This window comes from Marinobacterium sedimentorum, assembly GCF_024267675.1.
Lineage (GTDB): Bacteria > Pseudomonadota > Gammaproteobacteria > Pseudomonadales > Balneatricaceae > Marinobacterium_A > Marinobacterium_A sedimentorum.
Genome location: NZ_JALDYX010000019.1, coordinates 54,675 through 68,371, shown reverse-complemented (window position 1 = coordinate 68,371; position 13,697 = coordinate 54,675). Strand labels below are relative to the sequence as shown.

10 protein-coding genes are annotated in these 13,697 nt (G+C 58.9%); 7 read left to right on the top strand and 3 right to left on the bottom strand.

The window, feature by feature from the left end; translation table 11 throughout:
• Nucleotides 1–3 precede the first annotated feature (3 nt).
• Complete coding sequence (gene rsd / locus MRS74_RS15585; RefSeq protein WP_254581199.1) at nt 4–489, bottom strand: sigma D regulator; 486 nt, start codon at nt 487–489, stop codon at nt 4–6.
• A gap of 184 nt (nt 490–673) precedes the next feature.
• Here rsd and MRS74_RS15580 point away from each other — a divergent pair, with 184 nt between their 5' ends.
• Entirely contained in the window at nt 674–1,075 is a 402-nt protein-coding gene (locus tag MRS74_RS15580; protein ID WP_254581198.1) for a flagellar basal body-associated FliL family protein, read from the top strand.
• 113 nt (nt 1,076–1,188) lie between these two features.
• Here MRS74_RS15580 and gshA read toward each other — a convergent pair whose 3' ends face one another.
• Entirely contained in the window at nt 1,189–2,754 is a 1,566-nt protein-coding gene (gshA, locus tag MRS74_RS15575) for a glutamate--cysteine ligase (protein WP_254581197.1), read from the bottom strand.
• A gap of 105 nt (nt 2,755–2,859) precedes the next feature.
• Nucleotides 2,860–5,154 (bottom strand): Tex family protein, encoded by a 2,295-nt coding sequence (locus MRS74_RS15570; RefSeq protein WP_254581196.1) that lies wholly within the window; start codon nt 5,152–5,154, stop codon nt 2,860–2,862.
• A 188-nt stretch (nt 5,155–5,342) separates the two neighbouring features.
• Between MRS74_RS15570 and MRS74_RS15565 the strand changes: the two genes are divergently transcribed.
• From MRS74_RS15565 to MRS74_RS15540, 6 genes are all read left to right on the top strand, one after another.
• Nucleotides 5,343–7,616, top strand: a complete 2,274-nt coding sequence (locus tag MRS74_RS15565) for an ATP-binding protein (RefSeq protein WP_254581195.1) — start codon at nt 5,343–5,345, stop codon at nt 7,614–7,616.
• Nucleotides 7,617–7,654: 38 nt separating this feature from the next.
• On the top strand, nt 7,655–9,022 hold the full coding sequence (locus tag MRS74_RS15560; RefSeq protein WP_254581194.1) for a sigma-54-dependent transcriptional regulator: 1,368 nt from the start codon (nt 7,655–7,657) through the stop codon (nt 9,020–9,022).
• A 502-nt stretch (nt 9,023–9,524) separates the two neighbouring features.
• Nucleotides 9,525–10,514 carry a TRAP transporter substrate-binding protein gene (locus MRS74_RS15555; protein ID WP_254581193.1) on the top strand — a complete coding sequence of 330 codons (990 nt, stop codon included), beginning with the start codon at nt 9,525–9,527 and terminating at the stop codon, nt 10,512–10,514.
• Nucleotides 10,515–10,683: 169 nt separating this feature from the next.
• On the top strand, nt 10,684–11,361 hold the full coding sequence (locus tag MRS74_RS15550) for a TRAP transporter small permease (protein WP_254581192.1): 678 nt from the start codon (nt 10,684–10,686) through the stop codon (nt 11,359–11,361).
• A gap of 16 nt (nt 11,362–11,377) precedes the next feature.
• On the top strand, nt 11,378–12,994 hold the full coding sequence (locus tag MRS74_RS15545) for a TRAP transporter large permease (protein WP_254581191.1): 1,617 nt from the start codon (nt 11,378–11,380) through the stop codon (nt 12,992–12,994).
• Nucleotides 12,995–13,157: 163 nt separating this feature from the next.
• Nucleotides 13,158–13,658, top strand: a complete 501-nt coding sequence (locus tag MRS74_RS15540; protein WP_254581190.1) for a hypothetical protein — start codon at nt 13,158–13,160, stop codon at nt 13,656–13,658.
• The last annotated feature ends 39 nt before the right edge of the window (nt 13,659–13,697 follow it).

The following is a 13,697-nucleotide window of genomic DNA, read 5'->3' as shown; positions in this document are numbered from 1 at the left end:
GCCTTATTCCCTGTTTTCGGCCAGCACCAGGTCGCGGTGTGAGTTGTGCAGAATTTCGATCATGCGGTCTTCAAGCTCGAAGCGCTCTTCGAGCATCTCGCCGAGGCGCGACAGTTGGTCGGAAAACTCCCGTACCTGGCGCAGCGTCAGCTCGGTCAGGCGGCTGGAACAGTTGTCGTTGAAGTCCAGCGCGAAGTCGGTGCTGCGTTGAATCAGCGGGAACAGTTTCTGGGCCTGTTCGAGGCTGCCGTCTTCAAATTCGCTGCCTTCGCGCAATAGCTGTTCGTAGACCTCGAAATGGCCGGAGGACAGATAGTCCATCAGCAGGTCACAGAAGGCTTCGGTGCGCGGCTTGAACTCTTCGTTCAGCGCCAGTGTCGGCAGCGCAACGAAACGACTGATAAGCAGCTGCCGTTCCTCCAGCAAATGATCAATGATCTCGCTGACACCGCCCCAGCGTTCTTTCGCAGTGCGACATTTCTCCAGCATTGCTTGGCTCCTTATCTCAGTCAGACCCAATACTAATCCCAACGCGAAGGCGGGCGCAATAGAACCCGGGCAATGGTCTGGCGACGGCTTGTGGTTATTGCGCCGGACGCCTTAACGCTGCTGCGACCCCGGGCTATACTGGCCTGTCTGCCAGGGTCATGAAAACGTAAGGGACGGGAACAGAATGCTGCGAAGACTGCTGTTTGGATTGATGCTGGGGTTGATGCTGCAGCCGGTGTGGGCGGCCGAAGATGAGTCGGGCGCATCCGGTTATGTTGGTTATATTGAACTCAAGCCGTTTGTGGCCAATTTCGGCGGGGCTGGGCCGCTGCGGTTCATAAAGTGCGAGATCACCCTCCAGGTGGGCAGCGAGGATGGGCACCATGCAGTGAACTATCATCTGCCCAGTATTCGCAATGACATCGTATTTCTGCTGAGCGCGCAGGATGAGGCGGCGCTGTCGAGCGTAGAAGCGCAGGCGGCACTCGCCAAGGAGGCGCTGGCGCAAGTGCAGACGATGCTGCGGGAGGAAGAGGGCGCGCCCCTGGTGACGGATCTGTTTTTCACCAGCCTGGTCATTCAGTAACGCTGCGCCCGCGAATGCACCTTCTGTCAGGTCGCCTGACAGAAGGTGCATTCGCTTTTGCTTTCTTACTGCCTTACTGCCTTACTGCCTTACTGCCTTACTGCCTTACTGCCTTACTGCGCCAGATAGTCGGCCAGGTAGTGATCGAAGTCGAGGCTGTCTTCGGCTTCGATGCGGGCCTGGTCGTTGAGCGAGCTGCCGGTCAGCTCGCTAAAATAGGCTTGTCGTTTCTCGCTCAGCGGGGTTTTCAGCAGGGTTTCCCGGTGCGCCCGGCTTTGGGCCAGGCTGAACTCGCTGTGGCTGATTTTCTGTTCCAGTAGCTGAGCCAGAATCTGTGCCGAGGGTGTCAGTGCCGGGTCGTCCAGCTTCAGACGCTGTGCCGCAACGGCATCGCTAAAGGGGCTGCCGTGTTCGTTCTTGTCGAGCACTGTGGCGGTCAGGCTGACCATATCCAGAATTTCCTGTCCCCACTGCGCCAGTGAACGCTCGCTATCACTGCACTGCAGCGCCAGGCCCGGCTCACGACCGCGTGTGACCACCCGCTTGAGGTTTTCGCTGATGCGTTCGCATTCGTCATCATCGATCAGTTCGTCGCCGGCCAGCAGGCAGGTCACCAGGAAGGCGTCCATAAAGTCGGCCTGTTGCTGATCAATGCCCAGCGGCAGTAGCGGATTGATGTCGGTGTTGCGGATCTCGACATATTCCACGCCACGGGTGTGCAGTGCGTGCAGCGGCTTCTCGCCGGAGTGGGCGACGCGTTTGGGGCGGATGTCGCTGTAATATTCGTTTTCGATCTGCAGAATGTTGCTGTTGAGCTGGCGATATTCGCCGTCGACTTTGAGGCCTATGGCATCGTAGCGCTCGTACGGGGTGTGGATGGCCCGGTGCAGCGACGCGGTGTAGGTCTTTAGATGGTTGAAGCAGATCCCCAGGGATGATTGTGCCTTGTTGGAATAGCCCAGGTCGCTCATGCGCAGCGAAGTGGCGTAAGGCAGGTAGAGGGTATCCTCGCCCAGCGTCTCGAGCTGGTGGCTGCGCCCCTTGAGGAAGGAGCTACACAGCGCCGGCGAGGCGCCAAACAGGTACAGCAGTATCCAGCCGTAGCGGCGGAAGTTGCGTATCAGGCGAAAGTACTGCTCCGAGCGGAAGTCCTGCAGGCTGTCTCGATTCTGCTGCTGTTCCTGCAATGCCGGCCACAGGGCTTCTGGCAGAGAGAAGTTGTAGTGAATGCCGGCAATGGTCTGCATCATCTTGCCGTAGCGATACTTGAGCCCGGTACGGTAGACATGCTTGAGCTGGCCGACATTGGAGCTGCCGTAGTGGGCGATGGGGATGCTTTCTTCATCCGGGATATCGCACGGCATGCTGGTACACCAGATCAGTTCGTCGCCCAGGGGGCCGTAGCCGAAGCGGTGCAGGTCCGCCAGGAAGGTCAGCGCGTCTTCCGAACGCTTGAAGACCGGCGTGATGTACTCCAGCAGGGCTTCGGAATAATCCGTCGTGATATAGCTGTGGGTGAGCGCTGCGCCCAGCGCACGGGGGTGCTCCGTCTGGGACAGCAGGCCCTTTGCGTCTACGCGCAGGCCTTCCTTTTCGATGCCATGCAGGATGCCCTTGAGCAATGCTGCTTGACCATTACGGACCAGCTGGTCCAGCTGCTTTTGAAGTGCTGCAGACAAGTTCCTGCCCCTTTCGCATGAGAAACGGCGGCTATTATAAACCAACCGGTCAATAATTAAGACGGAGAAAGCGTGGGGCTGTTTCCGCCATGAATTCTGCGCGATTTAGCCTTTGCTGAGTCCGGCGGCTCGAAGCTTGGCGGCCAGTGTTCCTTCGGCCGGGGCTGCGGTTTTTGCCGCCGGCCTGGCTGCCGGCTTAGACGCTGCGCTGGGGGCTTGTGGCGGGTTGTGCGCGTCACGGCTCTTGTCCGGCGATTTCATGCTCAGGGCGATACGCTTGCGCTTGGCATCCACGCTGAGCACCCGTACCTGCACAATCTGGCCGGTACTAACGAGGTCATGCGGGTCTTTCACAAAGCGATCGGCCAGCTCCGATATATGCACCAGGCCGTCCTGGTGTACGCCTATATCCACGAAGGCGCCGAAGTTGGTGATATTGGTGATAACCCCCTCAAGCTGCAGCCCGGTTGTCAGGTCGTTCATGCTCGTAATGGCATCGTCAAAGCGCGCGCTGTGGAATTCAGGGCGCGGGTCACGGCCCGGTTTTTCCAGCTCCCGTACTATATCGGTCAGAGTGTAGTCGCCAAATCGGTCCGAGCGCAGGGCGCCGAGGTTGAGTTGCGCCAGCCGGCCCGAGTCACCGATCAGCTGGGTCAGGGAACAGCCCAGCTGGGCCGCCATGCGCTCGACCAGCGGGTAGGCTTCGGGGTGCACGGCGGAGTTGTCCAGCGCCTGATCGCCGTTGCGAATGCGCAGAAAGCCGGCGCACTGCTCGTAGGCCTTGGGGCCCAGACGCGGTACTTTCAGCAGCTGCTGGCGTCGGCTGAAGGCACCCTGCTGGTTGCGGTGTTCGACTATGTTGCCGGCGACGCTGCGGCTCAGACCGGCGATCTGGCTGAGAAGCTCCACCGAGGCGGTATTGAGATCAACGCCGACATGGTTGACGCAGTCCTCGATCACCGCGTCCAGCATGCGGGCCAGCGCGCTCTGATCGACATCGTGCTGATACTGGCCCACACCGATGGCCTTGGCTTCGATCTTGACCAATTCGGCCAGCGGATCCTGCAGCCGCCTGGCGATGGAGACCGCGCCACGGATAGTGACATCGAGATCGGGGAATTCTTTGGCGGCGAGCTCAGACGCCGAATAGACCGAGGCGCCCGCCTCGCTGACCACTACAGGCACCAGCGAGAGGGCAGGTTCTTTCTCGGCCAGTTCGCGGGCCAGCTGTTCGGTTTCACGCGACGCGGTGCCGTTGCCGATGGCAATGAGCTCGACATTATGGGTGCGACAGAGCTTTGCCAGTGTTGCCAGCGCCTGATCCCAGCGCTTGCTTGGGGCGTGGGGATAGAGGGTTTCATAGGTCAGCAGCTTGCCGGTGGCATCGACCACGGCGGCCTTGACGCCGCTGCGCAGTCCCGGGTCCAGCCCAAGAGTCGTGCGCTGGCCGGCGGGGGCCGCGAGCAGCAGGTCGCGCAGATTGCGGGCAAACACTTGAATGGCTTCGGTCTCGGCGGCGCTGCGCAATTGGCGTACCAGGTCATTTTCGATGCCTGGCAGCAGCTTTTGGGTCCAGCACTGTTGCAGGGTTTCATCGAGCCAGAGCTGTGCCTTGCCATTGCCTGCGCGCAGCTGCCAGTGTCTGGCGATCCGCTGCGTGCCTTCCTGCTCCTGGCCTTCGGGGGGCTGCAGGCTGTAACGCAGCACGCCTTCCTGGTGTCCACGCAGAATCGCCAGCGCCCGGTGTGACGGAATGCGGCCGCAGCGCTCGCGATAGTCGAAGTAGTTGCTGAACTTTTGGCCTTCGTTTTCCTTGCCCTTGGCCACAGTGACCACCAGCTCTCCCTGCTGCCACAGCCAGCTGCGCACCGACGCCAGCAGGTCGGCATTTTCGGCCAGATGCTCGATCAGGATATGGCGCGCGCCCTCCAGGGCCTGGGCCGGTGTTTCGATACCGGCCGGCGGGTTTACATATCCCTGTGCCTGCTGCTCTGGCGAACCCTGGCCCTTGCCGCTCAGCAGGGCATCGCTAAGGGGCTCGAGGCCGGCTTCGCGGGCCTTCTGGGCACGGGTACGGCGCTTGGGGCGAAAGGGCAAATACAGGTCTTCGAGCCGGTTTTTGGTATCGGCGGCAAGAATCTGCTGTTCCAGTTCGGCGCTGAGCTTGCCCTGGCTGCGGATGCTGTCCAGTACGCTGCTGCGCCGTTCCGCCAGTTCGCGCAGATAGCCCAGGCGCTGTTCCAGAGTGCGTAGCTGGGTATCGTCCAGAGCGCCGGTGATTTCCTTGCGGTAGCGGGCAATAAAGGGCACTGAAGCGCCTTCATCAAGCAACTGTATGGCGGCATTAACCTGTTCGATGCGGGCATTCAGCTCGCTGGCAATCAGCTTTTCAATCTGCATGGTGAATCTCTTGCCAGGTCGCCCGGCGACTTGGCGCAGGGTACTGGAGTTGAACGAGTGGGCAGTGCGATACAGCACCCTGGAAGCTACCGGTTAGCATGAGCCAGTCAGTGGAACTCTGGCACACAGTAAGGGCGCGGCGACGCTATTTCAAGTTCATGCAGGCCGGCGCATAATGAGGCCTGACTATGAATGATACTCAACGGACTTCCCAGACTTCGATATCACCTGTACGGGCGCAGCGTCCGGTGGCGGTAATACTGCTGTTGCTGCTGTTCCTGTTTTTGATGGCTCAGGTGTCTGTACTGGTGCGCCAGCAGGCAATACAGGACGTCAAGCTGCGCAGTGCGGCAGACATGAACCGATATACCCTGAGCCTGCAGCAGAAGCTGGATCGCTACAAGGACCTGCCCCAGCTGCTGGCGTCCCATTCGGAGCTCCTGAATGCGTTGCTGCATCAGAGTGACGCCGATGCGCGCATGCGCGCCAACCTCTATCTCGAGAAGGTCAACACGACCATTGGTACCACCGATGCCTACCTGATGAACGCGGCAGGGGATACCATTTCTGCCAGCAACTGGTGGCAGGAGCATACCTTTATTGGTCAGAACTTTTCTTTCAGACCCTATTACCGGCAGGCGATGGCGGGTCATGCCGGACGCTATTTTGCGTTGGGCACGACCTCAAAAAAACGCGGCTATTTCTATTCCCATCCAGTGCGCATCGCCGGCAAGATTGCGGGTGTTATCGCCGTCAAGATTGACCTTAATGATATCGAGGGTGACTGGAACGACCCGCTGCTGGATATCCTGGTGACCGATGAAGACGGCATTATCGTGATTTCCACCCGGCCAGAGTGGAAATTCCGTACCCTCAAGCCGCTGACCCAGCCGGACCTGTATCGCATCGTCGACAGCCTGCGCTACGGCGTCCAGGAACTGACATCACTGGATATTCTCTGGCGTGACAAGGGGCCGGATGGCAGCCAGCTGATCACGCTGGTGGAGGGGTCGCGGCAGAGCAATCCGAGTCTGGATGGCGTGCGCACGCGGCATTACCTGCTGCAGAGCAGTCCGGTGCCCAACAGCGGTCTCAGCGTGGCGGTGCTGGCGAGCATGAAGCCCGTGGAGCAGCGAGTGTTCCGAGCCCTGTTGCTGACGGCCATTATCTATTTTGCCTTGCTGTTGCTGGTGCTCTTTGTGCTTGCGCGCAACCGCATCACGCAGGAGCGGGCGCTGTTTCGCCAGCGTGAGCTGCATGCGCTGGAAGAAAATGACGCCCGTATCCGCGCCATCATCGACAATACCCAGGCCGGGCTGATTACCCTGGACGGCCAGGGGCGTATCGAGTCCTGCAATCCGACGGCGGAAAAGCTGTTCCACTACCGTGAAGAAGATATCCGCGGCCAGTATTTCAGCAAGCTGCTGGCGCATCCTGACAGGCCCGTGTGCTGGCAGCACATTACCACCGAGCCCGATGATGGCACGCGGGAGCTGCATATAGAGGCGGCGGCGCGGCGCGCGGATCAGTCGCTGTTTCCGATTGAACTCACCATCGGGCGTATGGCGGCCAATGATGAGCGGCATTTTATCGTGACGATTCATGATATTACCGAGCGCAAGCAGCAGGAGACGCAGCTGCAGCGGGCGCAGCTTCTGCTCGAGAGCCGGGTGGAGCAGCGTACTCAGGATCTCACCCTGGCCAATGCGCGGCTGCAGCAGGAAATGACCCAGCATCGACAAACCCAGAACGAGCTGATCCAGACCGCCAAGCTCGCGGTACTCGGGCAGATGTCGGCCGGGATAAACCATGAACTGAATCAGCCCCTGACCGCTATTCGCAGCTATGCCGACAATGGCCGCGTCTTTCTGGAGCGGGGCCGCCCCGAGCGTGCCCTGGCCAATCTTGAAGAAATATCACAGCTCACCGAGCGCATGGCCAAGATCATCCATCCACTGAAGGAGTTTGCCCGTATCAGTAGCGGCGCGCCGGAGCCGGTCTGTCTGAAGGCGGTCCGCGATGGCGCCATGTCGATCCTGTATGGGCAGCTGGATCGGCAGTCAGTAAGCATTCACTGGCCGGCGGGGCTGGAGCACGTCTATGTGCTGGGTGATATCCTGCGCCTTGAGCAGGTGTTGGTGAATCTGATTGGCAATGCCATGCAGGCACTGGAAGACCAGCCCGGGGGGCGCATCGACATCGGTCTTGAATACAGCGATGATGCCGTGCAGCTGAGTGTGCGGGACTCAGGGCCGGGTATATCGCCTGAGTATCTGGAGCATCTGTTCGAGCCGTTCTTCACTACCAAGAAGGCCGGCCAGGGGCTGGGGCTGGGGCTGTCGATCTCCCACCGTATTGTCGAAAGCCTGGGCGGTTGTCTGCGTGCCAGCAACCACCCCGACGGCGGTGCCTGTTTTACATTGGTGTTGCGGCCGGTATCGCAACCCACGATCACCGAATAGCCCGGTTGGGCCCTGATATTGAGTGAACCCATTTGCCGATGACCAAAAACCTACACTGCCGCCCCATTATCCTGGTTGATGACGAGAAGCACATTCGTCTGGCGGCGGGCCAGACGCTGGAGCTGGCCGGTTACGATGTGACGACGCTGGAACGGGGCGAGCGGGTGTTGGAACTGCTCAGTGACGACTGGAGCGGGGTGCTGATATCCGACATCAACATGCCCGGCATGGATGGGCTCGAACTGTTGGAGCGGGTACGCGCCATAGATGCCGACCTGCCGATGATTCTGATTACCGGCCACGGTGATATTTCCATGGCGGTGTCCGCCATGCGCGCCGGCGCCTACGATTTTATCGAAAAACCCTTCGCGGCGGATCTGTTGCTGGATGTGGTGCGCCGGGCCATGGAAAAGCGCGCCCTGACCATCGAAAACCGGCGCCTGAAGCTGGAGCTTGAAGCCCAGAGTGCGCCGGGGCCGCGCCTGCTCGGCAATGCGCCGGCGGTTATCCAGCTGCGGAGTTTGCTGCACCGCATCGCTGATGCGCCGGCGGATATCATGATTCAGGCGGAAACCGGTGCCGGCAAGGATTTGATGGCACGCTACATCCACGAGCATAGCGGGCGACGCGATCATAATTTTGTCGCCATCAACTGCGGTGCCGTGCCGGAGAATCTGATTGAGTCCGAGCTTTTCGGGCATGAAAAGGGGGCCTTTACCGACGCCCGCACAAGGCGTATCGGCAAGTTCGAACATGCCAATGGCGGCACCCTGTTCCTCGACGAGATCGAGAGTATGCCACTGGCGCTGCAGATCAAGCTATTGCGGGTGCTGGAGGAGCGCGCCATTGAGCGCCTGGGTTCCAACGACGTCATAGCGCTGGATCTGCGCGTGATCGCGGCCACCAAGACGGACCTCAAGGCGCTGGCGGCAAAAGGCGAGTTTCGAGAAGACCTCTACTACCGTCTCAACGTGCTAAGGCTCGATATACCGCCGCTGCGTGAACGACGGGAGGATATTGGCCTGCTGTTCCAGCATTTTGCGCTGGTGGCCTCGGCGCAGTACAACCGCGAAATACCGACGCTCTCGGCCGAGCGCCTGCACAGTCTGATGCTGCATGACTGGCCCGGCAATGTGCGTGAACTGCGCAATCTGGCCGAACGCTATGTGCTGCTCGGGGAGTCCGGCACTTTTGATTTCGATAACCGCCTGATAGTCGACAGCGACGGCGGCGCCACCCTGTCGTTGCCGGATCAGGTGGAGCGTTTCGAGAAAATGCTGATTCAGGCGGCGCTGTCGCGCACCGGCGGCTCTATTAGGGACACCCTTGAGTTTCTGGGTCTGCCGCGCAAAACCCTCTACGACAAGATGAAAAAGTACGGCCTGGACAAGAGTGATTTCAAGTAATAAGGCTGCCTGAGTCCTGGCTGGGTGGAAACCCGCCAAAACCGGGCTGAAGGTTCTGTGCCGGGTGCGAACGCCTGATCGCTGGCCCAGGTTGCCCTGGCCTGGGGTGGCTAAAATGCAGTATTGGCTGCTCTGAGTGTCCTGATCGGGCCCCACATGACGGCCGGAACCATTGCAAGGGTGGTTCCTGGCCTTGTGAACGGCCATTTTCAACGCATCTCCCGCTGTCTTCCTGCCTGAGCGGCCATGGGCCGTCTCAAAAATGGGTGGTTATCCACACATTGTGGTTGTTTTCATGGGTGATTTTCCGTCCTTTTCCGCTGTTTTTTTTATTTCACTGCTACCATAAACAGAGCTTATGAGCGCTGCGGGCCTTGCTTATACTGGGTTTTTCTATTGTTGGCACGACCTGTGCTTATTTGTATGTGTTGCACGTTCCGGTGGCGTTTGCCGCGGTTGGCAGGCAGCTCACAAGTACACACCTCTATGGAGATACAATAAGATGAAAAAACTCACTCTGGCCCTTTCTGCTCTTGCCCTGTCCATTTCTGCCACTACGGCGTTCGCCTCTTGTGAGAGCGGTGAGATCGTTGCCAAGCTGAGCCATGTGACCGGCGGAACAACCCATCCCAAGGTGGTTGCAGCCAATAATTTTGCCAAGCGCGTCAACGACGAAATGAACGGCATCATGTGCGTTGAGGTGTTCCCGAACTCCACTCTGTTTGGTGACAGCAAGGAGCTTGAAGCGCTGCTGCTGGGTGACGTGCAGATTCTGGCGCCGTCGCTGTCCAAGTTCGGCTCCTACAGCCCCAAATACGGCGTATTTGACCTGCCGTTCATCTTCAAGGACATGGATGCTGCCATTCGTTTCACCAAGTCCGATGCCGGCAAGGGTTTGCTGAACGAAATGCACGATGTAGGTTTTGTCGGACTGGGGTACTGGATGTCCGGCATGAAATACTTCTCTGCCAGCAAGCCGCTGATTGCACCGAGCGACGCCAAGGGCATGAAGTTCCGCGTGCAGACCTCAGACGTGGCCAAGGCCATGATCGAAGCCATGGGAGCATCGCCGCAACCGATGGCGTTCGCCGAGGTCTACGGTGCCTTGCAGACCGGTGTGGTGGATGGCCAGGAAAACACCTGGTCCAACATCTATACCCAGAAATTCTTTGAAGTGCAGGACAGCGTAACCGAAACCAACCATCAGCTGCTGGCCTACCTGTTCATGACCTCGTCCGAGTTCCTCGATGGCCTGAAGCCTGAAGTGCGCGAGCAGTTCCTGACCATCGCCGATGAAGTGACCCAGGCGGCTAATGAAGAAGTGAAGGCGGCTGAAGCAGCCAACCGCGCCAACATCCTGGAAGCCGGTGGCAAGATCAATACCCTGGATGATGCTCAGCGTCAGAAGTGGGTTGATACCATGAAGCCGGTATGGAAGCAGTTCGAAGGCGAAATCGGCGCCGACCTGATCGAAGCTGCTGCAGGTTCCTGATCGCCGTGCCCGACGCCGGGGCCGAGGCTTCCGGTACCGGGCCCAGGATCCCGCCCATGGCGGGATCCTGCCCATATTCTGGTTGTTGACACACCGGCAACCCAAACCATGCCGTTTCCTTTAATCCGCTCCAGGCTGGCCACGGCCTGATTCCTGAATGGTGTCTCCTATGGACTACTGGCCGCATTTATATCTACTGGTTTTCATTGTCATCCTCTGGATCCTGGAAAAACTGTTTCCCATAGCGATGGCCAAGGCTGAAGAAAATCTGCTGGTTATCGTTATCAGCTCCATCATGCTGGTGTCATTCGGGCAGGTTATTGCGCGATACGGCTTCAATACCGGCTGGTCTGCTGCGCTTGAGTACAACACCCTGGCCTTCTCATGGCTGATTCTGCTGGGCATGAGCTATGGCATCAAGACCGGCATTCACCTGGGCGTGGATATCCTGCTCAATGCGGTACCGCACAAGGTGTGCAAGGCTTTGTCGCTGTTTGGTGCCTTTGCCACCCTGATGTACGGCCTGATCCTGATCGACTCCAGCTGGCTGGCAATGCTCGGTGTTGATGTGCGCGGCGGCGCTATCGAGTACTGGGCCAAGATGTACAAGATCGGCATAGGCGTGGAAGAACTGCGCTACCCCGCATTCTTGCAGGAAGCCTTTGGCTTACAACCGCGTGTACACCGCTGGCTGGCGCTGCTCATATTGCCGATCAGCCTGGCGCTACTAATTTACCGTTCACTGCAGGCGTTCATTGATATCTGGCAGGACAAGCGACCCATGCTCATCAGCGGGCATGAAGCTAAGGATCTGGTCGAAGAAAACCTGAATATATTAAAAGACTGAGAGAAGGGAGCCTGCTGTGGATGCAATAATTCTGTTTGTAATGGTGCTGGTCCTGCTGTTTCTGGGTCTGCCCGTTGGTATATCCCTGGGGTTGTCTTCAATCCTGTTTATCACCTTTATCTCCGCCGATTCGCTGTCCTCTGTGGCGATATCGCTGTTCGGTGTCGGCCAGCATTACACACTGCTAGCCATTCCGTTTTTCATCCTGGCGTCGGCCTTCATGTCGACGGGTGGTGTTGCCAAACGTCTGATCAATTTTGCGATTGCCGGTGTGGGGCATTTTCGCGGTGGTCTCGCCATGGCGTCGGTACTGGCGTGTATGATGTTCGCGGCGCTGTCCGGCTCTTCGCCGGCCACGGTGGTCGCTATAGGCAGCATCGCCATAGCCGGCATGCGCCAGGTGGGATATTCCAAGGAATTCGCGTCCGGCATCATCGCCAACGCCGGTACCCTGGGCATACTGATTCCGCCGTCCATCGTCATGGTGGTCTATTCCGCCGCTACCGATGTGTCGGTAGGCCGGATGTTCCTGGCTGGCGTGATTCCAGGCTTGATGGCCGGCTTCATGCTGATGCTCGCCATCTATGTGGTGGCACGCATCAAGAAATTGCCGGCTGAGCCCTGGAAGGGCTTTGGCAATATCGTGAGCGGCGGCAAGGAAGCGGGCTGGGGCCTGTTCCTGATAGTGATCATCATGGGCGGCATTTATGGTGGTGTCTTTACGCCCACGGAAGCGGCCGTGGTGGCGGCCGTCTATTCGATGCTGATCGCACTCTTTGTCTACCGGGACATGGGGCCGCTCAAAGGGATACCCTGGGTGGCAGAAACGGATTCAGCCGTCGCCCGAGTGGGCTTTAACGGCAGCGTTTACGGCGTGTCCTTTTTCCTTGTGTGGATGATCATGTCGTTCTTTGCTACCGCTCAGAGCGAAACGACCGGCGTCGGTGAACGAGCGGCCTGGGGGCTGGGCATGAGTCTGGTGATTGCCCTGTTCTACATATACAAGCGAGGCAAAGATCTGGATGCCTCCATGGTACGCTGCCTGGTGTCGGGTCTGCCGGTCTGGAGTCGTAACCTGGTGGCGGTCGGGCGCTGCTTCTTCCCGGCCATTCTGGGAGGCGAAAGCCGCAAGGTGATTCTGGACGGCACCAAAACCACCGTAATGCTGATGTTTATCATCGCCAACGCGCTGCTGTTTGCCCATACGCTGTCGTCTGAGCGTATTCCTCAGATGGTGACCGAGTGGATGCTGGGTGCCGGGTTCAACTGGTTTACCTTCCTGATTGCGGTCAACGTTCTGCTGCTGATTGGTGGCCAGTTCATGGAACCTTCCGGCTTGCTGGTTATTGTGGCGCCAGTGGTGTTCCCGATCGCCATGGCGCTGGGCGTGGATCCCATACATCTGGGTATCATCATGGTGGTAAACATGGAGATCGGCATGATCACGCCGCCTATAGGTCTCAATCTGTTCGTGACCGCGGGCATTACCGGCATGAGTCTGGCACAGGTCGTGAAGGCGGCCATGCCGTTTGTTGCGGTGCTGTTCGTGTTCCTGATTCTGGTGACCTACATCCCCTGGCTGTCGACCTTCCTGCCTTACAGCATCATGGGGCCGGAGCTTATTACCAAGTAGCATCCGCGCGTCTGGGGGGGCTGCCCAGACGCCGGTCGTTCGTCCTGAAAGCCACCTGCTCGTGCCGGTGGCTTTTTCCGTTGGGGCGGGTGCTGTGCAAGGATGTCCAACGCCTGTCAGAAGGCTATAATAGCCGCCTCTTGGAATCAGTCAGGGCGAGACAGTGCTAGGTTCTATTGCGGCAATTTGGGGTTTCAGCGGCATTGCGCTGCTGTTTGGCAGTGCCATTTATCGTTTGAGCCAGATCAGCTGGCAGATGTTCAGCCAGCCGTTGAGCGCCTACCATTGGGCCGCGCTGGTCTTCAGCCTCATTTTCATGGGCTTTTCCGAAGGCTATCGTGGTTTTCAGTGCGGTTTTTCTCCACGCGTGGCGGCGCGTATTCATTATCTGTCGCAGCATGTCACGCCACTGCGGCTGCTGCTGGCACCGCTGTTCTGCATGGGTTTCTTCCATGTGCAACGCAAGCGCCAGATCATCACCATCTGTCTGACCCTGGGGATCATCGGGCTGGTGCAGCTGGTGCATTTTCTGGCCCAGCCCTGGCGTGGCATTGTTGATGCCGGCGTGGTGCTGGGGCTGGCGTGGGGCATAGTTTCGCTGGGTGTTTTTACGCTACAGGCGTTTTTCAGCAGCGATTTTCGCCATTCGCCGGAAACGCCCTGAACGGTAATTCACGCGGGCGGGCCGTTTTTCATGAAACGG